This is a genomic window from Chryseobacterium sp. NG-CE01, from assembly GCF_055695505.1.
In genome coordinates, this window is record NZ_CM146369.1 from 4,290,125 (window position 1) to 4,313,136 (window position 23,012).

The window sequence follows — 23,012 nt, forward strand, 5'->3', positions numbered from 1 at the left end:
ATCTGTAATCTACGGAAGAAAAATCAAGAATTAAAATATTAAACAGCAAATACGGATGATTAAGGTTGAAAGCTAAAGCCAACAAAATTTTAAAATTTACATTTTTGAAGTGAAACATTTTAATATAAAAAATTGTTGCTCAGATTCTTCCAGAATGACAATTTGAATGTTTATAAAGTAATTAAATTAATTTTTATGAAAATGCTTCGGAAACGCGTCTTCCGGTTTCATTCTGAAAACATTCAGAAGGACCCAGGATTTTAAAAATCCGTACCCGTAAGAAAACATCTGGATATAAGTGGATATTACCGCCATTCCGGCAATGCTGATATTTTTTGTGACCAATAATGCATGAAAGAGAACCATAAAAGTATACAGACCGTAAAAGGCAAGAATAATTCCTTTTCCCATAATAAAATATTCCAGGAAGCCCATAATGTAACCCAGTAAAAACAAAGTAGGAAAAGCAAATGATATTTTCACATAATTCGGGTGCCGTTGGTTTAATATAGGTCTTGCACACCCGAACTGATATACCTGTTTCGAGAATTTTCCAAAATCTACCCTCCTCTTGTGATACACCGCAATATTGTCGAAAAAAGCAGTGGTATATCCGTTTTCCCAAAGCGTCATGGAAAGATCCGGATCCTCTCCTATCCGCATTTCAGAGAAACCGCCTACCTTTTCAAACGCTTCTTTTTTCACCCCCATATTAAAGCTTCTCGGCTGAAATTTCGATACCGCTTTTTTATTCCCCCTTATTCCGCCTGTTGTGAAAACGGAAGTCATGGAATAAGAAATGGCTTTCTGCATCAGGTTAAAACCTTTATGCGCCTTATCTGCACCCCCGAAAGCATCACACGGAATTTCAAGAATATCCTTTTTAATATTTTCGATATAGTCTTTTTCTACAATCACATCACTGTCTACAAAAACCAGCCAATCATTGGTGGCTCTCCTCGCACCATAATTTCTTGACAGTCCCGGGCCGGAATTATCTTTCCTGAAGTATTTTATCGATAAAAAGCTTTCGAAATTTTGAATCACAGGACGCAGGTCTACCAATGAGCCGTCATCCACAATGATTATTTCAAAATCTTTATCGGTTTGGGAAGTCAGGGAAGTGAGGAGCTCAAAAAGCTCATCTTTACGGTTAAAAATAGCAACGACTATGGAAATGGTAGGACTCAAATCTGAAAATTTTTCAAAATTACTTATTCATGAAGGAATGCGCAATGCATTTATGATAATTTATAAGCTCAAGGTAAGATTTAACAGAACTGATCTGTTAAGACCGGAAATAATCAGAACATCCCTGATTTAAAATAAATATCAGCATCACCGATATACAAAGCGATACTACCGACAGACTGAAAAAAAGCCACTGAAAAACGCTTTTAAAATAATACTTTCCCAAAAGATAAAGCACAAAGAAAATAACCACCGAAACGGCAAAGCCTAAAAGAGATGCTATAAGAATTGATTGCATATAATTTCCTGAAACAGGAGGATTTCTAAAAACAAAAAAGAACAGAACAGCTGAAATAAGATACAATACTGCGCTTATCTTTTCAAAGACATATTTTCTTTTCTTCTTCTTATCAGGCAGATCATAACGAATCGAGTCTGAAGAACCACCGTTAAACAGATTAAGCACATTACCACACAGGTCTAAAAAATCAAAAAAGTCGAAATTCATAGGTTGAATTTCGACAAATTTAAAAATTTATTCGGTACACCGGAAAAAGCTTCCGGGTAATTTTATTTCACCAGCTGAATTTCCGCTGCAGAAAATCCTTTCGGTGATTTTTCTTTCTCGTAAGAAACTTTGTTTCCTTTTTTCACAGGTTCCGCACAGTTGTTACTGTGGAAGAAAATATTTTCCTTCGTTTTGTCTTCCGTGATAAAACCGTATCCTTTTTCGCTTAAAAAAGTAACGATTCCTGTTTTTCTGAGTTCCTCCGCCTCAATAGGAGCTGCACCCAATTGGATGTCATCAATGTTGATCTCAGCTTTTTCCCCCTGATCCGGTGGAGTTGAAGTCAATTGACCGTTTGCGTCTACATACATAAACATCTCGTCAAGACTTTTACCTTTGTTGTTGCTCGATTTACGCTCTTCACGTTTCAGAGCTTTTTCCTTTTGTTTTTGAACTTTCTTTTTGAAATTTTCTTTTTTAGAAAAAGAATCCGCCATATATTATTATAAAATTTAGTTGTTACATGAATACATTTTCCGTTTGCAGGAAAAGAAATAAAAAGTTTGAATAAGATCTCTGATTATGCCTTACAATAAGCGCTTAAAATGAAATAGTATTAAATCTGTCAGCTGTAAAAGCAAAAAAAACGATTGAAAAATAGAAGTCTAAACTTATTACAGAGAAAGGCTGTTACCTTTTATTATTATACAAAGATACGAAAAAACATCCAAACTTCCTATTAATGAATTGGATCTCAATTTGTTTTTAGCTTAAAGCCTTGTTTACAGTGTGTATAAACAAGTATTGATTCTTCAAATAAGATTTGAAAACAGAGGTTGGGGACATATATGCGTTGTTAAACTTTATTTCAACATTAAGCATATTGAAACAATGAAATTCAGCCGTAAACATTTTTGCACTTTGTCATTCCGAGGAACGAGGAATCTTTACAATGTTACGGCTTACTTCCCTATCAAAAACACTGCAAAACTGCGACTTAACATAAAAATAATTCGTACACAACATGAATTATTTTTTATTTTAGCAATCCAATCATTTAAATGAAACCCTTTTATGAAAAACACAATTCTCCTAATATCACTCCTTACTTCTTCATTTGTCTTTTCTCAGCAAATTCATGTACGCTACCTTAAAGTATTATCCTCATTCACAACAACGCATGAGGATTTGTATATAAAGGACAATCAGGTATTATCAATCCAGGATTCTGTTATTGTTCAAAATAAGCTTACCGGAGACTGGATGACGGTGGTTAATCTGGATCATGGAAGAAAGCCGTCAAAAGAATATTTCGTTTCCGACTTAAATAATGATACTGAAAAACACTTCTTTTTTACTTCTTCCATTGATGGTAGAGGATTTTTTATTTATGACAAGGTTCCTAAAATAAACTGGGCTGTTGATGAAAAGCAAACGAAGAAAATAGCCGGTTACACCTGTTACAAGGCGACGGGAGTATTCAGAGGGACCAATATTACAGCGTATTTTACCAAAGAACTTCCCTATTCTGCCGGTCCTTTTAAATTTTATGGATTACCGGGGTTAATATTAGAAATAAGACCCGACAATATGGATCACGAAATCTGGAAAGCAGAATCAGTTGATACAGACGATCAAACTAAAATTGTTTATAAACCGCAATTCTTAAATAAAGATAAAATCAGCCTAAAGGAATATGTAGCAGCTAAAGAAGAAAGGATGAATAAGATTTTTGCAAAAGTCACCAACAGCATTCCATCCGGCATGAAAGCTCATGTGAAAAACAATCAAAGATTCACGGTGGAGCAAAAATATGAATGGGAAGAAAATACGGCTAATTAATCCAATAGCAGTTTTCAAACCAGATATCGTGGGATTTGTGATCCGTGTTCCCAACCTTACCCAAACAAAAAACCACCGGAATTCGGTGGTTTCATATAATCGATGATGATAATCTTAAGCTTCGTTAGAAGGATTCTGATCTCCGGCAGGTTTCTCGCCTTCGCCCTCTGGCCTTCTGTTGCCTTCTGGTCTCGCCGGTCTGTCAGGTCTGTTCTGACCTTCCGTTCTAGGACCTCTTTGCTCACCTTCCTTTTTCTCAGGTCTTGGTGGTCTTGGCAAAAGAACTTTTCTGGAAAGCTTCATTTTCTTACGGTCGTCATAACCCATAAACTTTACTTCCACTTCATCTCCTTCTTTGTAAGGTACTTTATCAAGACGAGCCCACTCGATTTCCGAGATGTGAAGAAGCCCTTCCGTTCCTTTTGCGATCGCTACGAAGGCACCGAAATCCATGATCTTTACCACCCTTCCGTTGTACACCTGTCCTACAACCGGTACAAAAGTAATTTCGTTGATTTTCGCCACCGCAGCATTGATCTTTTCTCTGTCAGTACCCGCAATTTCAATACGTCCGATTTCTCCGATCTCTTCAATCGCGATCACCGTATCCGTATCTTTCTGCATCTGCTGAATAATTTTTCCACCAGGCCCGATTACCGCGCCGATGAAGTCTTTCGGAATTTCCATTACCACCATTTTCGGAGCGTGAGGTTTTACGTCGGCTCTCGGTTCAGCAATCGTTTCCGTGATTTTATTTAAGATATGTAACCTTCCGTCTCTTGCCTGCATCAACGCTTTTTCCATGATGTCCATAGAAAGCCCCTGGATTTTGATATCCATCTGGCAGGCCGTGATACCGTCTGCAGTTCCCGTTACTTTAAAGTCCATATCCCCCAGGTGATCTTCATCTCCTAAGATATCGGAAAGTACGGTAAATTTACCGGATTTCGTATCGGTGATCAATCCCATTGCAATTCCGGAAACAGGTTTAGTAATCTGCACCCCTGCATCCATCAACGCCAATGTTCCTGCACAAACCGTTGCCATGGAAGACGAACCGTTGGATTCAAGAATATCGGAAACAATTCTGATGGTATAAGGATTTTCTTCAGGAATTACAGCCTGTAGTGCTCTTTGAGCTAAGTTTCCGTGTCCTACCTCTCTTCTTGAAGTTCCTCTTAAAGGTCTTGCTTCTCCTGTTGAGAATGGAGGGAAGTTATAATGAAGGAAGAATTTCTCATCGTGCTGAGAAATCACGCTGTCTACCATATTGGCATCTTTTACGGAACCTAGTGTTACAGCCGTTAAAGACTGGGTTTCCCCTCTTGTAAAGATCGCAGAACCGTGTGCTCCCGGAAGATAATCAATTTCAGACCAGATCGGACGGATCGTTTTCGGATCACGGCCGTCAAGACGGATATTGTCTTCAAGGATCATCTGGCGCATGGCCTCTTTTTCTACATCGTGGTAATATATTTTGGCGAAAGGTGTTACTCTTTCCAGCTCTTCAGGATTATCCACATACTGAGCAAGGAATTCATCAAGAACAGCCTTGAATTTTTCGTGTCTTTCTTCTTTTGCAGAAGGTGTTTTTGCTACTTCATATACTTTATCATAGCACTCTTTCCACACTTTTTCACGGATAGCCTCCTCATGAACTTCGTGAGAATATTCTCTTTTAGGGAAAGCTTTACCTACTTTTTCAGCTAATCTTTCCTGAGCTTCAATTTGTTTTTTGATTTCAGCGTGTGCAAAGATGATGGCTTCCAGCATTTCCTGCTCAGAAATTTCCTTCATCTCCCCTTCTACCATTACGATAGAATCTTTGGTAGCCCCAACCATGATATCCAGTTCAGAGTCCTTTAACTGTTCGTAGCTTGGGTTAATCGCCAGCTGACCGTCAAATCTTACCACTCTTACTTCAGACATCGGTCCGTTGAAAGGAATATCGGTAATAGCAATGGCTGCAGAAGCGGCCAAACCTGCAAGATCATCAGGAATTGTTTTTCCGTCATAAGAAATAAGTGAAATCATCACCTGAACTTCAGCATGGAAATCTTCAGGGAAAAGCGGACGCAGCACTCTGTCTACCAGACGCATTGTTAAAATCTCCTGATCTGAAGGTCTTGCTTCTCTGCGGAAAAAGTTTCCCGGGATTCTTCCTCCTGCATAGAATTTTTCTCTGTAATCTACTGTTAATGGTAAAAAATCCACTCCCGGATTTGCTTCCTTATTGGCAACAACAGTGGCTAAAAGCATTGTTCCGCCACATTTTACAACTACGGATCCGTCGGCCTGTTTTGCCAGCTTCCCCGTTTCAATAATAATTTCTCTGCCGTCTGCAAGAGTAATCGTTTCTGTAAACGCTTGAGGTATACTCATAAAAAATTGTCTTCTTGTACCCCGTATTGAGTACGATTAATATTTAAACTTTTTAAATTTTCGATGCAAATTTAAGGTAATTATTTGGATATAGCACCGCATTGAGCCAAAATCAGTATGAAAATGGCGGTTGATTTTATGATTTAATAACTATATTCATTAAAACGGATTCCAGGAAACAGATTTCGGAAGACCGGAATTACATTTTGCAGTGTTATCATCATATTGCGGCTCATTACAGAGCAAAAAAAAAGCAACTTCTTTCGAAGCTGCTCTTTTGAAAATCTTTGTAGATTATTTTCTTAAACCTAGTTCAGCAATAATTGCTCTGTATCTTTCGATATCTTTCTTTTTAAGATAATCTAATAATCTTTTTCTTTTACCTACCAGTTTCACCAAAGATCTTTCTGTGTTGTAATCTTTGTGATTGCTCTTTAAGTGAGCAGAAAGGTGGTTGATTCTGAAAGTGAAAAGTGCAATTTGTCCTTCAGCACTTCCTGTGTCTTGTGCAGATTTTCCGTGTTTTGCGAAAATTTCCTGCTTTTTTTCTGTATTTAAGTACATTCCAATATTATTTAAATGATTATTATGTAACGGCTGCAAAAGTACAACATTTTTTTAATTCTGCAAACATTATTGATTTCATAAATTGATTTTGATAGAAAAAAATGTTAAATATTTCTTAAAAAAATTATGTAATTCTGTTAAAAGGCAGTAATTTTGCATGGTATTCATGATGAGAAATTCTACTGTTTTCATACTATTCGCCATTATTATCTTTTCAGGCTCTTCTTTGCTGAAAGCGCAGAACAACCATGAGACAAAGATAAAAAAAGTTTTATACTTCAATCCGCAGGTTGAACCTGATATCGAGGAGATTAAAGAACCTACCAATACGGCATTTTTCAGTGCTGTTTCCGATAATTTAAGCGAAAGAAAAAACAGAATTCTGAAAACCGAAACCCAGATTTCTTTTGACAGCATTGATAAAAAAACCATCGCAGATTACTGTCTGAATAATGATGCTGATTTCGCGGTCATTCCGAAAGTAAAATATTTCAAAGTGGGAATCGGAAAATATGTTTTTTCCAATCAGGTAGTTGTAAGCATGAAACTTTTTGATGCCCACGGAAATCTTATTACAGAGACTGATTACGACACGTACAGAAAAAACATGAGGCTTTTAGGGTCTACGGTGAATTCTGTAAAGATCGGCACCAACGGAGCGATTAAAGATATCCTGAAGCAGCTGCGCAAGATAAAACCTTCTTCTGAGAATGGTTTTTAACCCCTGATTTCATTCAATCTGATTATATTTTACCTTAATCTATTACGCTAAATACTATGCATATCATTGAATTTCATCAAATTATATTCAACCTGTAGTGAATAATTAAAATTTATTTTATTATTTTAGTTATACAATTCATTCAAACTATCTCAATTCAAAATTCTTCTTACACTCGCAGCATTGTGGGTGTTTTTTATTTAACCGGAATTTGCAATTTTCAATTGCAGGAGTTTAATAAATCCTTAAATTTATAGCAGTATTGCCTTGTTTTAAAAATTTGAGTTATTTTTGCATATCCAAAAAAACAACGTGTTGAATTCTAAAGACGAACTTATCTTCAATCCCGCCGATATTGCCGAAACTCTAAGCGAACTGCACGCTGACGAGAGGCTTTTGGCGTTCCTGAAAGTTCCGAAAGAATACAAAGCAGACGTTTTTTCCCACCTTGACCCTGATTTTCAGGAAGAAACGATCCGAAGCATCGGAAGTGATGAAGTATCCGAGATCCTTAATGCCATGACTCCCGACGACAGAACGGCGTTATTTGAAGATTTCCCGGATGAGCTTATCAAATATTCCATTAATCATCTGAATCCGCAGGAAAGAAGAATAGCGCTGAAGTTATTGGGATATGATTCTGATTCCATTGCCCGTCTGATGACGCCTTATTATATTCAGATCCGTAAGGAATGGACGATCAAAAGATGTCTTCAGCAGATCAAAAAAGTAGGCAGCAAGGTGGAGACGATGAATTACCTGTACGTCGTTGATGAAAGAAACCGGCTGATTGACGATATTGCATTAGGAAGTTTACTTCTTGCCGAAGAAGACACTCTGGTTTCTGAAATCACTGATAACCATTTCGTTGCCATCACTACCACAACTTCAAAGGAAGATGCTGTTCAGTATTTTGAAAAATACGACAGAGCAGCGCTCCCGATTGTTACGGAAGCCGGAGTTTTGGTAGGCATTGTAACGATCGACGACATTCTCGACCAGATTGAACAGCAAAACACGGAAGATATTCAGAAGTTTGGGGGCCTTGAAGCACTGGACCTTCCATATACCCAGACTTCACTGATCGAAATGGTAAAAAAGCGGGGAATGTGGCTGATCATCCTTTTCTTCTCCGAAATGCTTACTGCTTCTGCGATGGGCTATTTTGAAGATGAAATTCAAAAGGCAGTTGTTCTGGCACTTTTTGTTCCCCTGATTATATCCAGCGGCGGGAATTCCGGTTCTCAGGCTGCTACACTGATCATCAGAGCGATGGCGCTCCAGGAGATCGGGCTGAAAGACTGGTGGTATGTGATGAGAAAAGAGATATTCACCGGGTTATTTCTTGGCGGTATTTTGGGAATTATAGGATTCCTGAGGATTATGATCTGGCACAAGGCAGGATTTTTTGATTACGGGATGCACTGGGCTTTTGTAGGTTTAAGCGTTGGGCTTTCTCTTGTATTAATCGTACTTTGGGGAACGCTCTCCGGATCCATGGTTCCGTTTATTCTTAAAAAATTAAAGCTTGATCCCGCAACTTCTTCAGCTCCATTCGTAGCAACTTTAGTGGATGTTACCGGACTTATTATCTATTTTTCAGTTGCCGGACTTTTCTTAACGGGCAAACTTTTGTAATTTTAGGCAACCTCTAAAATATCGTTATGAAAGTTGTTTCTCTTGTCCCCTCCATTACCGAGGCTCTCTTTGATTTGGGCTTAACTGAAAATGAAGTCATCGGCAGAACAAAGTTCTGTATTCATCCTTCTGAAAAAGTAAAAAATGTAGCGGTTATCGGCGGTACAAAGAATATCAACATTGATAAAATAAAAGCTTTAGAACCTGATCTGATTTTGGCCAACAAGGAAGAAAACGTAAAAGAGCAGGTTGAGGCCTTAATGGACGACTTTAAGGTAATTGTTACGAATGTTGAAAATATAGAAGACAATTATTATTTGCTGAAAACGTTAGGCAAACTATTCCAAAAAGAGGAAAAAGCGCAATGTTTTAACCTCAAAATTTATGAGATTCTGAATGAAACAAAAATTCAGTCTTCTGTAAAAGCAGCTTATCTTATCTGGAAAAATCCTTATATGACGATAGGGTCAGATACTTTTATTCATAAAATCATGGCTGAGATCGGTTTTGAAAATATTTTTAAAGATCGGAAACGCTATCCTGAAATTACCGTTGAAGATTTGAGTGATGCCGAAATCATCATGCTTTCTTCAGAGCCTTTTCCTTTTAAAGAGAAACATATTGAAGAACTGAAAGCTTTTTATCCTGATAAGAAAATAATGATTGTTGATGGTGAAGCTTTTTCCTGGTACGGAACGCATATTGCTAAATGTGGAAGCTATTTTAAAGAACTGATTGCTGAAGTAGAAGCAATTAAATGTAATCGGTAAAATTGCAGCTGTTTTTTTATTTTCCACAGATTTCACGAATTACACAAATATAAGGGTAGCTTAACTTATTTTTATAATCGATAATGCTTTATAAATAGTATTTACACGGATTTTACGGATTTACACGGATTATCTTAGACGTATGATTTGTGTTGTTTTTTTTAGCTCCCGCGGATTTCACTGATTACGCAGATAATAATATTAATATAGAAATTAGTCAGGTAAAAATTCGAAAGAAAAAAGAACGAAAACTAAGAGACTCCGGCCCTTCGGGCCGGAGTCAATATTTTAAACAAACTAAATTTGATTACAAAATCTTGGAAACTTCATTACAAAGCCATTCCAGCAATTCTCTGTCTTCCGCTGTGAAAGGATCAACAGTATGAGAATCGATATCAATCTGACCGATGTTTTTTCCGTCTTTGAAAATAGGAACTACAATTTCCGCTTTTGTATCGATGGAACAGCTTAGGTAATTGCTTTCCTCATTCACATCAGGAACTACAAATGTTTCATTGGAAACAGCTACCTGGCCGCAAATCCCCTTTCCGTAAGGGATAATTGTATGATCGGTAGGAGCTCCTACGTAAGGACCTAATTTCAGTTCATCTTTATCTCCGTTTTTAAAGTAAAAACCAGTCCAGTTGAAATAAGAGATTTCCTGATCTAAAAGACGGCAAACTTTTTCAAGCTTTTCTTCCGTATTATGTTTTGGACTTTCTAGGATGGATAAAAGTCTTTTTTTTAATTCTGACATTTTTATATTGTTTAAGAGAATTGTTTTAGCGAAAATTCTTCTTTATATCCGAACATTCCGCGTTCTTTAATCATTTCTGCGACTCCCTCGGGAACCTGTGTTTCCCAGCCTTTAATATTGCATGCGATCTTTTTCAGAATATCTCTTGAATAGATCTCCAGGTATTCCGGATTGTAGCTGGTTATATCTACGATACGTTCGTTGTGTTTGAAGTATTTATATAGTTCTTTCAGGTTTTCTTCTACTTTCAGGGTGGAAGAATCCAGCAGTTCATGTGTCTCTGGATCTTTATAAGGATAAAGATATACCCTCATTCCGTTTCTGAAAAACTTTCCGAAAGCTTCCAGTATTCCTCCGGAGAGATTTTTATAATACCTTTCATCAAAGACCATCAGAAGGTTATTTACGCCCATGGCAACACCTATGTTCCCGCTTGTATAGGAAGCAAAATAATCGATAAGACGGTAATATTCAGAGTAATTGGAAACGATAACAGTATATCCGAGTTTACCCAGAATATCTACCCGGTCAAGAAAGTCTCGTTCGTCAATATCGCCGTCTGCCCGAAGGTTTGAAATGGTAATTTCAATAAGGACTTCCGTTTCGTCGGGTGTGCATATGGCGTCTGTAAGAAACATGTCCAGTCCGTTTTTCAGCATATCAATATTTACCTTCGTTACGGGTCTGAAGCTTCCTCTTACGGCAAAAATATTTTTCTTATATAAAATATCAGCAGGAAGCATATTGTTTCCTTCGGAATTGAAGATCACCGCATCCGTCATTCCATTTTTTACCAGCTGTAATGACATCAGCCTGTTATCGACATAGGTAAAGGCTGGTCCGCTGAAGTCGATCATATCGATTTCAAGGTTGTCTTTGGCTACATCGTCGTATAGAGATTCAATTAAATTTCTCGGATTGTCGTAATAATGAAATGCCCCGAAAATAAGGTTTACCCCAAGATTTCCCAGCGTTTCCTGCTGTAATGTGGCATCATTTTCTTTAAATTTTACATGAATAACAATTTCGTTGTAATCTTCATTTTCCTTCACCTGAAAACGGATACCAACCCAGCCGTGACCTTTAACCGTTTTGTCAAAATTAATGGTTGTAACGGTATTCGCATACGAAAAGAACTTCCTGTTGGGATTGTTTTCCCTTGAAATCCGTTCTTCAATCAATGCTACTTCATAGCGAAGCATTTTTCGAAGCCTGTTTTGGGTTACGTATCTGTTTTTAACCTCTTTTCCGTAGATGGCATCACTAAAATCTTTGTCGTAAGCCGACATTGCCTTAGCGATTGTACCTGAAGCTCCCCCTGCTCTAAAAAAGTGCCGAACAGTCTCCTGTCCTGCTCCAATTTCCGCGAAAGTACCATAAATAGTAGGATCTAGATTAATTGTTAATGCTTTTTGTTTAGGAGTTAGTTTCTGATACATTAGGACATTAAATTTTTCGTAAATTTACCAAAATTAAAACAACCTCAAAAGAAATGAAGTTGAAATTTTTAGGAACGGGAACTTCCCAGGGTGTACCCGTTATTGGCTGCACCTGCGAGGTATGTACTTCGGAAAATCCAAAAGACAGCCGACTCAGATCTTCTGTCATCGTAACCACGGAGGAAAATAAAAAAATACTGATCGACTGCGGTCCCGATTTCAGGCAGCAAATGCTTTCCCAGCATGAGAATACGGTTGATATTGCATTGCTTACGCATGAGCATAATGATCATGTAATCGGGCTTGATGATATGCGCCCATTAATTTTTAAAAGCGGAAAAGATATGCCGCTGTACTGCCATTCAAGAGTGGGAAATGAAGTAAAGAAACGTTTTCCTTACGCATTTGCCGATGAAAAATATCCTGGCGCTCCGGCTTTTGAATTACATGAAATTGAGAATAAGCCTTTTACTGTATTGGATACTGAAATTACCCCGGTTGAAGTGGTTCATTATAAGATTACTGTTTTCGGTTATAAATTTAAAAATCTTGCTTACATTACGGATGCCGGCTTTATTTCTGACACGGAAAAAGAAAAATTAAAAAATCTCGATATACTTATTTTGAACTGCATCAGAAAATTTGATCCGCATCCTGCGCATTTTATTCTTCCCGATGTCATCAGTATTTTCGAAGAACTGAAGCCCAAACAATTGTTCCTGACACACATCAGCCATCATCTGGGCCTGCATGACGTTGAAGACAAACAGCTTCCGCCCGGAATGCACCTTGCCTACGATGGTCTGGAGATAAATTTTTAATTTTTTTTCCTGATTTTTTTCGGTATTAAGAAAAAGTTTCTATATTTGCATACCGATTCAAAACAAGGTAACACACTTGCCCAGGTGGCGGAATTGGTAGACGCGCTGGTCTCAAACACCAGTTCTTAGGAGTACCGGTTCGATCCCGGTCCTGGGTACAAAAAACCTCTGAAATCATTTGATTTTCAGAGGTTTTTAATTTAAAGGAAGTCTAAAGAACATTCATTCCTATAAATTAAAGCTTGGGTAAAGCAGATAGCGTTGATAGGTCCCTGAACAAATACAAAAAATTAAGCACGCATACTCAACAAATTAAGAAATCGTATTTTTCCGGAATTCTACTGGAGAAAGACCGGTTTGTGATCTGAACATTTTGCTGAATGACTGCGGATGTTCAAATCCAAGTTCATACGCTATTTTGCTTATTGTCAGATTGGTGGATGCCAATCTTTCTTTTGCTTTTTCAGTAAGCTTCTCGCGAATATATTGCTGTGTATTCTTACCGATCACTGAGCGTAAAACATCACTTAGATAACCTGGCGAGATGCCCAACTGATCAGAAAGAAACTGTACGGTAGGAAGTCCCAGTTCTAAAGAGTTCTGATCATTAAGATAATTATCAAGGATCATTTCTAATTTATGGAGAATATCATTGTTCATTACTTTTCGCGTGATGAACTGCCGTTTGTAGAACCGGTTTACATAGCTCAACAGCAATTCCAGGTGCGCAATGACCACTTCCTGACTGAATTCATCTACTCTGCTTCCAAGTTCCTGCTCCATCATTTTGTAAACGGAAATAATGATTTCTTTCTCCGGATCGGATAAGTGCAGCGCCTCGTTCCATGAATATGAAAAATAAGCGTACTGTTTGATCTTTTTGGACAAAGGGTAACCCAGCAGAAAATCAGGATGAATGAGCAAAATATAGCAGTATGTCTCGCTGTTATAGTCAGTGCTGCCAACTAATTGATTGGGCGCAAGAAATAGCATGCTGTCTTCATTATAATCATAATAACTCCGTCCGTACTTCAGTCTTCCTTTATTTCTTGTGATGAATGTAATCTTATAAAAACTTAGGATATCGTAGATGGGCGCCATGTCTGTATTGAAAGGATTGTCCTGATTGAAATGTACAAGACTGATGAGCGGATGCTGCGGCGCAGGCAACCCGAAAGCTTTATGACTTTCCGATATGGATATAAAACGTACTACCTTCTCCTCTTTGTTTTTCATGACTTAAATGTATAAAAAAACCTATGATCAAAGATTACAGGTTTCAGTTTAAAATTTACCAGGGAAGAATATGATCCTTTCCGCTAAAATCGGCCGGGCCGGTAAAACTTCCATTCGGGAGATCTTCTGCCAGTGCTACACGGATCGGCTCTTTTGAGCCTTCTTCCACAGAATCTGTTCCCTGAAAATTATTTAGTGCTGTTGCAGTAAATCCCGGACTTACCAGATGTACTTTAATATTGGTTTTTTCCAGCTCTATAGCCAATGAAAGAAAAATTCCGTTGAGTGCTGTTTTAGAAGCACCATACACCGCATCAAAATTCTCCCGGTATGGATTTTCCGGATTGGCATTGATTCCAAGAGAGCCCAATGCGCTGGAAACCGTTACAATGCGTGCGCCCCGCGCTTTATGAAGCAGCGGCAAAAACGCCTGTGTTAATGCAAGTGTTCCGAAAACATTCGTTTCCCAGACTGATTTCAGTTCGCTGATGGATGCAATACTTGCACGCTGTGAGCCCAAAACTTCTTCCATAGTCCGGCCTTCTTTGCCAACATGGGAGATCCCTGCATTATTGACTAACAGCGTCAGATAATTATATTCATTTTCAATAATTTCCACTGCCTTTCTGATTGATTCTGAGTCCGTAATATCCAGCTGAACAGCTTTTGCTTTTTCGCCTAATTCAGCTGCAGCAGCTTCTCCTTTTTGTACATCGCGAGACCCTAAATACACGATATAACCGTTTTCTGTAAGGGCTTTTGCAATCTGAAAACCAACGCCCGTATTGGCACCTGATACCAGGGCTATTTTAGTTCCTTCTCTATTTACCATTTTTCAAATTATTTTAAATTTACATTGCAAAGATGCGTCCATAACAAACAATTGATGTATCCCAATTGAGGAAATATGAAGCCAGATTGAGGATTTTATCGTGTGAAGTACTACCTTATGGTTATGACCATTACTAATTATAAACTTCGGATGAGGTCAATTTGCGGCAGTCGTTTTACTGCCAAAGCGAGCCAGATGCTTCTCCGAACGGAGAGAAACATTGAAGTTGCTAGAGCTGACCAGAAATATTAGTGCTAAATGGCTATATCTGCAAGGCTTATGGTATTAAGAGCAGAAATTATGCGTATTAGCTTTTAATGGATTACCGTTTGCATTGGTTTTAAGAATATCATACAATAGCGTTATGAATGACGATAAAAACAAGACCGGCGAATATCTCGCTAATGAACGGACCTTCCTGGCGTGGCTCAGGACTTCGGTAGCACTAATGGGTTTTGGGCTGATTCTCGTGAAGTTTTCCGTATTCCTTAAACAAATCACCCTACTGGATTCGAACCGGGTGATTATCCATACTCAAAGGGATTATTCCGGACTAACCGGCCTGGTACTGGTTGCCGCGGGTATGGTAACCCTGTTCCTCTCCTACCTCAACTACCGGAGCACTCACAGGAAGATCAAAGACAACATTTTTGTCGGAAATAACGCCCTGATATTGACAGTGACAGTCCTGATCATGTCTGTCAGCATCTTTCTGATCGGCTATCTGTTCACCAGCCTTTAGATCATCCGCTTGTACCATAATTCGTTATATAATTTTTAACCCTACATTTTAATACAAAAATGGCCAATAACCGCAAGTCTATCTACAGTGCCCTCGCTGCCAATCTGCTGATCGCCCTGACCAAGTTTATAGCGGGAGCGTTCACCAACAGCTCCTCCATGATTTCAGAAGGCATCCATTCCACCGTTGATACCACCAACCAGCTATTGTTGCTTTATGGAATAAAGCGAAGTAAGAAATTGCCGGATGAATCCCATCCTTTCGGATACGGAAAAGAGCTATACTTCTGGTCTTTCGTAGTTTCAATACTGATATTCGGGCTGGGCGGCGGTTTATCTGTCTATCAAGGAATACTGCATATCAGGGAACCTGAAGTCGTTACAAATATTTTCTGGAACTATGTCGTTCTCATCCTTTCTCTTGTGTTTGAAGGTACGTCACTGCTGATCTCGCTAAAGGAGTTCAACAAGACCCGTACTGGTAAGGGATGGTGGGATTCCATCGTCAAAAGCAAAGACCCTGCAAGCTTTCTGGTCGTCTTTGAAGACGGCGCAGCCGTAGCAGGCTTAGTGGTGGTCATGATCTTAATGGGAATCGGTTATTATTTCCATATCCCTGAACTGGATGGTGTCGCCTCCGTAATTGTGGGATTGATCCTGGTATTTGTCTCACTAATCCTTGCCAGGGAAAGCAGAAGCCTGCTGATGGGAGAAGGCATCGCTCCGGAGACAAGGGAAAAGATTATAAAGCTTACCGAACAGGATGCAGCCGTTGTACGAACACGGAATATTTTATCCACCTACCAGTCTCCCGAAGAAGTGGTTCTGATGCTCATCATCGACTTTCAAGATGATCTGGATACAGGGGAAATTACCCAAGCCATACAGCGCATCCGCAAAAAGGTAAAAGCTGAATTTCCGCTCGTTCGATTTGTTATCATTCAACCTGAATAATAGAGTACAAATGAATTCTTTTAAGTATATCTGCCTTACTGTTTTGCGAGTCGCTGTCTCCGATCATCAGCTAGTCATACAAACAACCACGCCAATTGACTGATTTAAATATAATTTGTTACTTTGAAGCAAGCAGGATATTTTTAAATGAAAAAATCACAGGAAACCCGACTTCATATTCTTCAAACAGCTTTTGGCCTCATCTACAGAAATGGTTATCAGAAGTTGAACAGAACTGGAAATTTAAGCAGACAACCTGGATCGTACTGCTCGCGTGCATAATACCGTTTGGCACATTCTATATTGACCGAAAAATATTAAGCAGATTATGAAGAGCGTTTTTGATAGGCTGCGGGATCATTATTATCTTATATATTGCCTACAGAATTTACAAATTCAAGACACAGGACAACGGCCTGGGCCGGCTTGTGGAAAATGGTGCGGTAATTCTGGATGTAAGAACTGAAAGAGAATATAAGACAGGACATATACAGGGATCAAAAAATATTTCTCTGGGCACAATCCGGGAACGTTATACTGAGCTTGATACCGCTAAAACATATATCACGGTATGTTCGCACGGACTAAGAAGTGTGAAAGCAGAGCAGCTTCTAAAAGAAAGAGATTTTAAGCATGTTTATAACGGAGGAGCGTGGATCGATCTGCAGCATAATCTTGATCCTGACAGAACCCATTAAATGTTCAATAATTTGTAATCATTCTGTACGGAGTACCTTTTCCCATTAATAAAAAATCCCCAGCCAAAGGTGAGGATAAAAACTAATAACCATGAAAACTCAAATTAAACATGAGAATCGGCTGCAAAGCTAAAGCAATTAGTCTACAATTCCAATAGACAATATGTATTACTATAAAGTTAACTGTCTATCGGAATAATCCCTTACTTAAACTCAAAGTAACTTGTGGGAATGAGTATGCATTTTCTCTGATAAAGGAAAATATTAGTTGATATCCTGACATCGAATGATGATTGTCACAGTAGTTGGTATTTTGCGGATTGGCAAATGATACATTTTACCTCCCATTCAATAACTGCATTATCCAAGATTCTGCTCTACCCATGATGTTCCTTTCGATATAACGACCTGTTTGTTTTCAGCGATATTAAATAGAAATTCGGCAGTTGCAACACCTTCATATACATCCGCACTATCAACATCTCTAAATACCTGATCCGGATAAGAAACATTTACTATAAAGCTTAAATGCTTATAATCTTCAAATTCAATCTTAAACTTCAGGAAATAAATTATGCCTTTTCTGCTAATAAATGTAGGGCCAAGAGGCGTTGTTATTGTTTTTAAGAATATGCTTTCGCCATTGACTAATAATGTAGCATTGGAAGGTATTGGAACATTTTCTTCCGGTACTACGCCGAATTTTGTATAATTGGAAAGATGCAGTCCATTTTCCAACTGGATATCTTGTAATAACCATATTACTTTTCCCGTTGATCCGTTTGGAAATGCGCCATACTCATGATCCATCCATGTTAAACCACTCACCTTAATCTCTTCGTTACCTATTCTAATCATTCCGCTTGCATGTAAATTCGTTAAAGAATAATAATAATTATTTCGGCTTATGGGACTTGTACCGCTTGGATCTACCAGATTACAGCCAGTTCCCCAGACAAGCAATGGCGGGCCTTCCTGAAGAAAATTTAAATCAAGCTCACAGTTTGTATTGGTACCGGAATCAGGATCAACATCTGTAAAGGTTGCCTGCACCGACATATTCAAGACATTGCCATCCAAAGCAGACATTGCAACAGCACCATCGGTACCACTTTGTCCTAACCTTACAAACCAAGGTTGTGTTTTATCATATTGTGCCCAATTGGGTGGACAAGGTATTATTACATTTACTCTTTGATAATTGCGTTGATTTTTAACATCCGTTATCTGTATCTGGGTAAAAGCATAGGCAGATAAGTTATTTGTCATACCTGCTGCATTAATTTCAAAACCGAACGTACGGCCGTCATCAGCATATAAAGTTCCCACATACCACCACCACTCCGTAGGAGCACCAGTGTGAGCGTACTGATCATCCGGTAAAATGATCGAAGGTGTGTTTTCTTGATTTTCAGACATATTAGTTTATTTTAATTTTTAATTATCAGTATCTAAAACCGGCAGATTTAGCCATTGGTTTTCCCTTTGAAATATGGAAACAGGTATAACCTCTTGATTGAAAGCATCATATAATCTCTAACTGTTAAAGAGTCAGATGTTGCATGAAATCCATAATATGTTTCATGAAGTCAAAGTAACGAAGATTTTCTTTCTTTTTATAGAGTATAAATTACTATAATGTCTGTTAGGTAGAAATACGATTTCCGGTATTTCCTTAGAGGTGGTTTGAGCAGAAAATTAAGATTAATAATATATCCATTTCTGAAGTAATGTTACACAAAAATCATGATATCGCTTAAAAACGCACATTCATTTATCATTTTAGAGTGAAATATAACAACAAAATTTGTCCCGATTAAGAATAAAATATCAATAAAATAATGATTTGCAATTAGTTAATTAATAAAAAATAAAACTTGGCCATGTCAAATAATGTTATTAGATTTGATTTTAATGACATTTGTCAGTATAATTATACTGAATGGCATCATTTTATTAGAGTTCCTTTAAATTATTCTATCATGAAAAAACAAATTGTTATCGCTGCGCTGTCTTTGGGAGCAATCGCTTTAGGAACCAACCAGGTTTTGGCACAAAACTCTGAGCAGGTTAGTACATCTGTAAATATTATTTTAGCAGATGTTATTGCAATGGATGCAGGCACTGTTGCTTCAGGAGGCACTGTAGATTTTAATTACGGAAGTACAAAAGATTATAATTCATCAAAAAATGTGACGGTTCCTAACAGTTTGGTCATCATTTCCTCCAAAAATTTTGATGTCAAAGTAAAATCTGAAGGCGCAAACTTTGTAAGTGGCTCAAACGTAATACCGGTAGATATATTAAAGGTAAAAGCAATACCGGGCGGAAGTTTAGTGGGAACTCTGAATGAGGTTACCTTATCTGCCACTGATCAGGTGCTGGTAAGTAATGCTGCGTCAGGAGCAAAACAATCTTTAAATATTGCCTACTCTATTCCGGCGGAAAAAGCATCAAAGGTACTTTTAGGTAAACCAGCCGGAGCTTATACACAAACCGTTATTTATACTGCGACTGCTTTATAATTAGAACGAACAATAATTTTAGGAAGCCCTCAACACTTTGAAGTGTTGAGGGCTTTCTTATTTAAGTGAATGACCGAAAATACCTGTGGCGATTTCACTACATCAACTTCCATGTTCCACTACATAAAAAAAATTATTGCTGCTGTAGATTTGTAATGTTCAAAAGAGAACAATTAAACAAGAATAAAAAATAAAAATATATCATTATGAAAAAACAAATTGCAATCGCAGCATTAACTATCGGAGCATTCGTATTAGGAACCAACACTGTTCAGGCTCAGAATACTACCGCAACTACAGCCGTAAACATTACCTTAAATGATGTAATCTCTATCGATAACGGAAGTACTGCAGGTGGTGGTACAGTGGCCTTTAACTATGTTACTGCAGCGGACTATAATACGACACAAACCGTAGCTCAGGCCAACGCTTTGAAAGTTACTTCAACTAAGAATTTTAATGTAAAAGTAAAAGCAGGGGGTGCGAATTTTGTCAATGGCTCCAATTCAATCCCGGTAGATGTTCTGACGATCAAGGCTTCAGCTGCTTCCGGAACGATGGGCGGTACAAAAACGGATGTTATTTTATCTGTAGCAGAAAAAACTTTAGTGGCAAATGCTCCGTTGGGAAGCGCATTAACACTGAATCTTGATTACACCATTCCAGCGGCAAAATCATCTTCTTCTGACATTTTAGGGAAACCAGCCGGAACTTATACGCAAACAGTAACGTATACTGCAACTGCTTTATAATAAAAAAAGGGAATTTTTATATCAGCCCTCAACACTTTCAAGGTGTTGGGGGCTTTCTTATTTAAGTGAATGAACTAAAATATCTGTGGCGATTTCACTACATCAACTTCCATGTTCCACTACATAGAAACTTTTTTCGTCGATGTACATTTGTAATGTTCAAAAGAGAACAATTAAACAAGAATAAAAAATAAAAATATATCATTATGAAAAAGCAGATCGCAATTGCAGCATTAACTATCGGAGCATTCGTATTAGGAACCAACACTGTTCAGGCTCAGAATACTACCGCAACTACAACCGTAAACATTACCCTGAATGATGTTATTTCCATCGATAACGGAAGTACTGCAGGAGGCGGTGCAGTAGCCTTCAACTATGTTACTGCAGCAGACTATAACTCGGAAAAAACCGTAGCTCAGGCCAACGCTCTGAAAGTTACTTCAACAAAAAGCTTTGATGTAAAAGTAAAAGCAGGTGGCGCAAATTTTATTAATGGAACCAACTTAATCCCAGTAAATGTTTTGACGATCAAAGCGGCTGCGGCTGCCGGAACCATGGGAGGTACAAAAAATGCTGTTGTTTTATCTGCAGCTGATCAGACTTTAGTGGCAAATGCTCCGCTTGGAAGCGCCTTAACTCTGAATTTGGACTACACCATTCCAGCGGCAAAATCATCATCTTCTGATATTTTAGGGAAACCAGCCGGAACGTATACGCAAACAGTAACGTATACTGCGACTGCTTTATAATAAAAAAGGAAATTTTTATATCAGCCTCCAACACTTTCAAGGTGTTGGGGGCTTTCTTATTTAAATGAACTGCATTATAAAATACCTATAAGAAAGAATACAAATGTATTATCACTATAAGAAGTGGTATTAAGATCTACGTTAAAGATCGTAATATTTAGATATAAAAATAAAGAAATTTCCATTTCGTAAATCCTATAAACGAATTCTGGCGACTGGATTATGACAGTTTCAAATCACTGTCTTCAGAATATTTCTGCGGACGCGCGATAATGTTTCCCTCGAAAGGCCAAGATAAGAAGCTACCATGTGAAGAGGAACCCGGTTGAAAATATCAGGGTACGTATTGATGAAATCCAGGTATTTTTCTTCCGGACTGCTGCTGATATTCATCAAAAGCCGTCTATGGATTTCCATGGACTTTCTTGTCAGGATGTTCTCTACAAAAATATTGAGTTCAGGGATCTGTTTTCGCAGTTCAGCAAAATCTTCAAGATTAAAAGCGAAGATTTCCGAAGATTCCATTGCCTCAATCGTCAGCTTGGAAGGCGTATTGTTGTAGAAACTTTCGGGGTCGGTTGTCCATGACTTTTCGTTAACAAACTGAAGAATATGTTCATTGCCATCTTCAGAGGTTGAATAATTTCGAAGAAGTCCTTTGGCAACAAAGATTTTCAGATTACAAACATCGCCTTGCCGGCATACCATTTCTTTCCGTTGAAGTTTTATCAATTGACTTTTATACAGGATGAAATTGAACTTTTCATCCGTGAAATCGGGAAGAACTCTCTGAAAGTAATTTTTAAGAATCTCTGACATTTTCAAAAACTGAAATTATATTTAAAATTAATTCTTTTTATTGAATTAATATGAAAATTGTGTCAAATGACCTCGTTTTCGGGATTCATTCACAACTACATTTGCATTAGAAATTATTACAAAAACAAAATTTAAGAATATGAAAGTATTTGTAACAGGAGCATCAGGATTTGTAGGCTCAGCAGTTGTAAAAGAGTTGTTATCAAACGGATATCAGGTAGTTGGACTGGCGCGTTCGGAGGAATCTGCAAGATCCATCAGAGAAGCCGGAGCAGAAGTTTTAAGAGGAGATTTGGAGACTCTCGATATTTTGCAAAAAGGAGCAAGAGAAACGGATGGCGTCATTCATACCGCTTTTATACACGATTTTTCAGATTATCAAAGCAATGCACTCAAAGATCAGAAAGCTATTGAAGCAATGGGCGAAGTGTTAAAAGGAACCGATAAACCCATTGTGGTAACAGGCGGGACTTTAGGACTTCCCCTTATCAACGGAAAAGTCACAGAGGAAAGTAAAGCACCAGCAGATTCAATCAGATTTTCTGAAAAAGCATTTGCAGATCTATCGGAATCTGGTGTCAGGGCATCTATCGTTCGTCTATCCCCGAGTGTTTACGGAAATTCTGAATCGGGTTTTAAAGGAGGTTTTGGAGTGATGCTTGCTGAGCAGGCGAAAACTAACGGACTGGCAGCTTACATTGGAGAGGGAAATAACGTCTGGCCTTCTGTTCATCGTACAGACGCCGCAAAACTATTTCGTCTGGTATTTGAAAAAGGAGAAATTAGAGCGCGATATAATGCCGTTAATAATGACCAGCCCTTATCAATGAAAGATTTTGCAGAATTAATCGGTCAAAAACTTAATATTCCTGTTAAATCTCTGTCTCAGGAAGAGGCATCAGAATATTTCACCTGGATGACGTTTTTTGTTGGAGCAGATTGCCCGGCAACAAGTGTGAAGACTCAGGAAAAATTAGGATGGGAACCTTCTGAAAATAGTTTTATTGAAGAACTGGATCAATATTTTTTCTAATATCAAGGAAAGTTTCTCTGAAAATTCAAAAAAT

Annotated in this window: 23 protein-coding genes and 1 tRNA gene; 13 read left to right on the forward strand and 11 right to left on the reverse strand. The window is 38.1% G+C overall.

Annotated features, from left to right (window positions below):
* Window positions 1–186: 186 nt before the first annotated feature.
* The 3 genes from ACYT6F_RS19485 to ACYT6F_RS19495 all read right to left on the reverse strand — a co-directional run bounded on the left by ACYT6F_RS19485 (window position 187) and on the right by ACYT6F_RS19495 (window position 2,196).
* Window positions 187–1,191, reverse strand: coding sequence for a glycosyltransferase family 2 protein (locus ACYT6F_RS19485; RefSeq protein WP_472599265.1), 1,005 nt, complete (start codon window positions 1,189–1,191; stop codon window positions 187–189).
* A gap of 97 nt (window positions 1,192–1,288) precedes the next feature.
* Window positions 1,289–1,699, reverse strand: coding sequence for a branched-chain amino acid ABC transporter substrate-binding protein (locus ACYT6F_RS19490; protein WP_472599266.1), 411 nt, complete (start codon window positions 1,697–1,699; stop codon window positions 1,289–1,291).
* A 62-nt stretch (window positions 1,700–1,761) separates the two neighbouring features.
* Window positions 1,762–2,196 (reverse strand): cold shock domain-containing protein, encoded by a 435-nt coding sequence (locus ACYT6F_RS19495; protein WP_072886276.1) that lies wholly within the window; start codon window positions 2,194–2,196, stop codon window positions 1,762–1,764.
* 577 nt (window positions 2,197–2,773) lie between these two features.
* On the opposite strand from ACYT6F_RS19495, the gene ACYT6F_RS19500 reads away from it, so the two are divergent.
* Complete coding sequence (locus ACYT6F_RS19500) at window positions 2,774–3,541, forward strand: GLPGLI family protein (protein WP_472599267.1); 768 nt, start codon at window positions 2,774–2,776, stop codon at window positions 3,539–3,541.
* Window positions 3,542–3,655: 114 nt separating this feature from the next.
* Here the strand turns inward: ACYT6F_RS19500 and ACYT6F_RS19505 are convergent, their stop codons facing one another.
* Both ACYT6F_RS19505 and rpsO read right to left on the reverse strand, forming a co-directional pair.
* On the reverse strand, window positions 3,656–5,923 hold the full coding sequence (locus ACYT6F_RS19505; protein ID WP_472599268.1) for a polyribonucleotide nucleotidyltransferase: 2,268 nt from the start codon (window positions 5,921–5,923) through the stop codon (window positions 3,656–3,658).
* A 294-nt stretch (window positions 5,924–6,217) separates the two neighbouring features.
* Window positions 6,218–6,487, reverse strand: coding sequence for a 30S ribosomal protein S15 (gene rpsO, locus ACYT6F_RS19510; RefSeq protein ID WP_472599269.1), 270 nt, complete (start codon window positions 6,485–6,487; stop codon window positions 6,218–6,220).
* A gap of 160 nt (window positions 6,488–6,647) precedes the next feature.
* Between rpsO and ACYT6F_RS19515 the strand changes: the two genes are divergently transcribed.
* The 3 genes from ACYT6F_RS19515 (at window position 6,648) to ACYT6F_RS19525 (ending at window position 9,619) form a co-directional block, all read left to right on the forward strand.
* Window positions 6,648–7,211, forward strand: a complete 564-nt coding sequence (locus ACYT6F_RS19515; RefSeq protein WP_472599270.1) for a pyruvate decarboxylase — start codon at window positions 6,648–6,650, stop codon at window positions 7,209–7,211.
* 315 nt (window positions 7,212–7,526) lie between these two features.
* On the forward strand, window positions 7,527–8,849 hold the full coding sequence (mgtE, locus tag ACYT6F_RS19520) for a magnesium transporter (protein WP_472599271.1): 1,323 nt from the start codon (window positions 7,527–7,529) through the stop codon (window positions 8,847–8,849).
* Window positions 8,850–8,875: 26 nt separating this feature from the next.
* Window positions 8,876–9,619: an ABC transporter substrate-binding protein gene (locus ACYT6F_RS19525; protein ID WP_472599272.1), complete on the forward strand. Its 744-nt coding sequence runs from the start codon at window positions 8,876–8,878 to the stop codon at window positions 9,617–9,619.
* Between the two features lie 307 nt (window positions 9,620–9,926).
* On the opposite strand, the gene ACYT6F_RS19530 is transcribed toward ACYT6F_RS19525, so the two are convergent.
* The gene (locus tag ACYT6F_RS19530; protein WP_472599273.1) at window positions 9,927–10,376 is read right to left on the reverse strand and encodes a GAF domain-containing protein; all 450 of its coding nucleotides are present in this window, start codon (window positions 10,374–10,376) and stop codon (window positions 9,927–9,929) included.
* 11 nt (window positions 10,377–10,387) lie between these two features.
* Window positions 10,388–11,815, reverse strand: coding sequence for a TonB-dependent receptor (locus ACYT6F_RS19535; protein ID WP_169229706.1), 1,428 nt, complete (start codon window positions 11,813–11,815; stop codon window positions 10,388–10,390).
* A 53-nt stretch (window positions 11,816–11,868) separates the two neighbouring features.
* Between ACYT6F_RS19535 and ACYT6F_RS19540 the strand changes: the two genes are divergently transcribed.
* Both ACYT6F_RS19540 and ACYT6F_RS19545 read left to right on the forward strand, forming a co-directional pair.
* Window positions 11,869–12,636: an MBL fold metallo-hydrolase gene (locus tag ACYT6F_RS19540; RefSeq protein ID WP_472599274.1), complete on the forward strand. Its 768-nt coding sequence runs from the start codon at window positions 11,869–11,871 to the stop codon at window positions 12,634–12,636.
* Between the two features lie 78 nt (window positions 12,637–12,714).
* Window positions 12,715–12,794 (forward strand) — tRNA-Leu (locus tag ACYT6F_RS19545).
* Between the two features lie 154 nt (window positions 12,795–12,948).
* Here the strand turns inward: ACYT6F_RS19545 and ACYT6F_RS19550 are convergent.
* A complete protein-coding gene (locus ACYT6F_RS19550) occupies window positions 12,949–13,872 on the reverse strand; it encodes a helix-turn-helix domain-containing protein (protein ID WP_472599275.1) in 924 nt (307 codons plus the stop codon).
* 55 nt (window positions 13,873–13,927) lie between these two features.
* Window positions 13,928–14,704, reverse strand: coding sequence for an SDR family NAD(P)-dependent oxidoreductase (locus ACYT6F_RS19555; protein ID WP_472599276.1), 777 nt, complete (start codon window positions 14,702–14,704; stop codon window positions 13,928–13,930).
* A gap of 448 nt (window positions 14,705–15,152) precedes the next feature.
* Between ACYT6F_RS19555 and ACYT6F_RS19560 the strand changes: the two genes are divergently transcribed.
* The 3 genes from ACYT6F_RS19560 to ACYT6F_RS19570 all read left to right on the forward strand — a co-directional run bounded on the left by ACYT6F_RS19560 (window position 15,153) and on the right by ACYT6F_RS19570 (window position 17,097).
* Window positions 15,153–15,446 carry a hypothetical protein gene (locus ACYT6F_RS19560; protein ID WP_472601147.1) on the forward strand — a complete coding sequence of 98 codons (294 nt, stop codon included), beginning with the start codon at window positions 15,153–15,155 and terminating at the stop codon, window positions 15,444–15,446.
* A 59-nt stretch (window positions 15,447–15,505) separates the two neighbouring features.
* Window positions 15,506–16,399 (forward strand): cation diffusion facilitator family transporter, encoded by an 894-nt coding sequence (locus ACYT6F_RS19565; RefSeq protein ID WP_472599277.1) that lies wholly within the window; start codon window positions 15,506–15,508, stop codon window positions 16,397–16,399.
* A gap of 341 nt (window positions 16,400–16,740) precedes the next feature.
* Window positions 16,741–17,097, forward strand: a complete 357-nt coding sequence (locus ACYT6F_RS19570; protein WP_472599278.1) for a rhodanese-like domain-containing protein — start codon at window positions 16,741–16,743, stop codon at window positions 17,095–17,097.
* 360 nt (window positions 17,098–17,457) lie between these two features.
* Here the strand turns inward: ACYT6F_RS19570 and ACYT6F_RS19575 are convergent, their stop codons facing one another.
* Window positions 17,458–18,516 carry a lipocalin-like domain-containing protein gene (locus ACYT6F_RS19575; protein ID WP_472599279.1) on the reverse strand — a complete coding sequence of 353 codons (1,059 nt, stop codon included), beginning with the start codon at window positions 18,514–18,516 and terminating at the stop codon, window positions 17,458–17,460.
* A 563-nt stretch (window positions 18,517–19,079) separates the two neighbouring features.
* Between ACYT6F_RS19575 and ACYT6F_RS19580 the strand changes: the two genes are divergently transcribed.
* The 3 genes from ACYT6F_RS19580 to ACYT6F_RS19590 all read left to right on the forward strand — a co-directional run bounded on the left by ACYT6F_RS19580 (window position 19,080) and on the right by ACYT6F_RS19590 (window position 21,126).
* Entirely contained in the window at window positions 19,080–19,622 is a 543-nt protein-coding gene (locus tag ACYT6F_RS19580; protein WP_472599280.1) for a peptidoglycan-binding protein LysM, read from the forward strand.
* 206 nt (window positions 19,623–19,828) lie between these two features.
* Complete coding sequence (locus ACYT6F_RS19585) at window positions 19,829–20,374, forward strand: peptidoglycan-binding protein LysM (RefSeq protein ID WP_472599281.1); 546 nt, start codon at window positions 19,829–19,831, stop codon at window positions 20,372–20,374.
* 206 nt (window positions 20,375–20,580) lie between these two features.
* The gene (locus tag ACYT6F_RS19590) at window positions 20,581–21,126 is read left to right on the forward strand and encodes a peptidoglycan-binding protein LysM (protein ID WP_472599282.1); all 546 of its coding nucleotides are present in this window, start codon (window positions 20,581–20,583) and stop codon (window positions 21,124–21,126) included.
* Between the two features lie 231 nt (window positions 21,127–21,357).
* Here ACYT6F_RS19590 and ACYT6F_RS19595 read toward each other — a convergent pair whose 3' ends face one another.
* Window positions 21,358–21,945, reverse strand: a complete 588-nt coding sequence (locus tag ACYT6F_RS19595) for a Crp/Fnr family transcriptional regulator (protein ID WP_472599283.1) — start codon at window positions 21,943–21,945, stop codon at window positions 21,358–21,360.
* Between the two features lie 139 nt (window positions 21,946–22,084).
* Between ACYT6F_RS19595 and ACYT6F_RS19600 the strand changes: the two genes are divergently transcribed.
* Window positions 22,085–22,978 carry an SDR family oxidoreductase gene (locus tag ACYT6F_RS19600; RefSeq protein WP_472599284.1) on the forward strand — a complete coding sequence of 298 codons (894 nt, stop codon included), beginning with the start codon at window positions 22,085–22,087 and terminating at the stop codon, window positions 22,976–22,978.
* Window positions 22,979–23,012: the final 34 nt, after the last annotated feature.

Coding starts and splice junctions, on each gene's coding strand:
- ACYT6F_RS19540 (WP_472599274.1), top strand. CDS start 11,869: ATGAAGTTGAAATTTTTAGGAACGGGAACTTCCCAGGGTGTACCCGTT.
- ACYT6F_RS19575 (WP_472599279.1), bottom strand. CDS start 18,516: ATGTCTGAAAATCAAGAAAACACACCTTCGATCATTTTACCGGATGAT.
- ACYT6F_RS19555 (WP_472599276.1), bottom strand. CDS start 14,704: ATGGTAAATAGAGAAGGAACTAAAATAGCCCTGGTATCAGGTGCCAAT.
- ACYT6F_RS19600 (WP_472599284.1), top strand. CDS start 22,085: ATGAAAGTATTTGTAACAGGAGCATCAGGATTTGTAGGCTCAGCAGTT.
- ACYT6F_RS19585 (WP_472599281.1), top strand. CDS start 19,829: ATGAAAAAACAAATTGCAATCGCAGCATTAACTATCGGAGCATTCGTA.
- ACYT6F_RS19495 (WP_072886276.1), bottom strand. CDS start 2,196: ATGGCGGATTCTTTTTCTAAAAAAGAAAATTTCAAAAAGAAAGTTCAA.
- ACYT6F_RS19530 (WP_472599273.1), bottom strand. CDS start 10,376: ATGTCAGAATTAAAAAAAAGACTTTTATCCATCCTAGAAAGTCCAAAA.
- rpsO (WP_472599269.1), bottom strand. CDS start 6,487: ATGTACTTAAATACAGAAAAAAAGCAGGAAATTTTCGCAAAACACGGA.
- ACYT6F_RS19550 (WP_472599275.1), bottom strand. CDS start 13,872: ATGAAAAACAAAGAGGAGAAGGTAGTACGTTTTATATCCATATCGGAA.
- ACYT6F_RS19535 (WP_169229706.1), bottom strand. CDS start 11,815: ATGTATCAGAAACTAACTCCTAAACAAAAAGCATTAACAATTAATCTA.
- ACYT6F_RS19505 (WP_472599268.1), bottom strand. CDS start 5,923: ATGAGTATACCTCAAGCGTTTACAGAAACGATTACTCTTGCAGACGGC.
- ACYT6F_RS19500 (WP_472599267.1), top strand. CDS start 2,774: ATGAAAAACACAATTCTCCTAATATCACTCCTTACTTCTTCATTTGTC.
- ACYT6F_RS19560 (WP_472601147.1), top strand. CDS start 15,153: ATGGGTTTTGGGCTGATTCTCGTGAAGTTTTCCGTATTCCTTAAACAA.
- ACYT6F_RS19590 (WP_472599282.1), top strand. CDS start 20,581: ATGAAAAAGCAGATCGCAATTGCAGCATTAACTATCGGAGCATTCGTA.
- ACYT6F_RS19580 (WP_472599280.1), top strand. CDS start 19,080: ATGAAAAAACAAATTGTTATCGCTGCGCTGTCTTTGGGAGCAATCGCT.
- ACYT6F_RS19490 (WP_472599266.1), bottom strand. CDS start 1,699: ATGAATTTCGACTTTTTTGATTTTTTAGACCTGTGTGGTAATGTGCTT.
- ACYT6F_RS19595 (WP_472599283.1), bottom strand. CDS start 21,945: ATGTCAGAGATTCTTAAAAATTACTTTCAGAGAGTTCTTCCCGATTTC.
- ACYT6F_RS19515 (WP_472599270.1), top strand. CDS start 6,648: ATGGTATTCATGATGAGAAATTCTACTGTTTTCATACTATTCGCCATT.
- ACYT6F_RS19565 (WP_472599277.1), top strand. CDS start 15,506: ATGGCCAATAACCGCAAGTCTATCTACAGTGCCCTCGCTGCCAATCTG.
- ACYT6F_RS19525 (WP_472599272.1), top strand. CDS start 8,876: ATGAAAGTTGTTTCTCTTGTCCCCTCCATTACCGAGGCTCTCTTTGAT.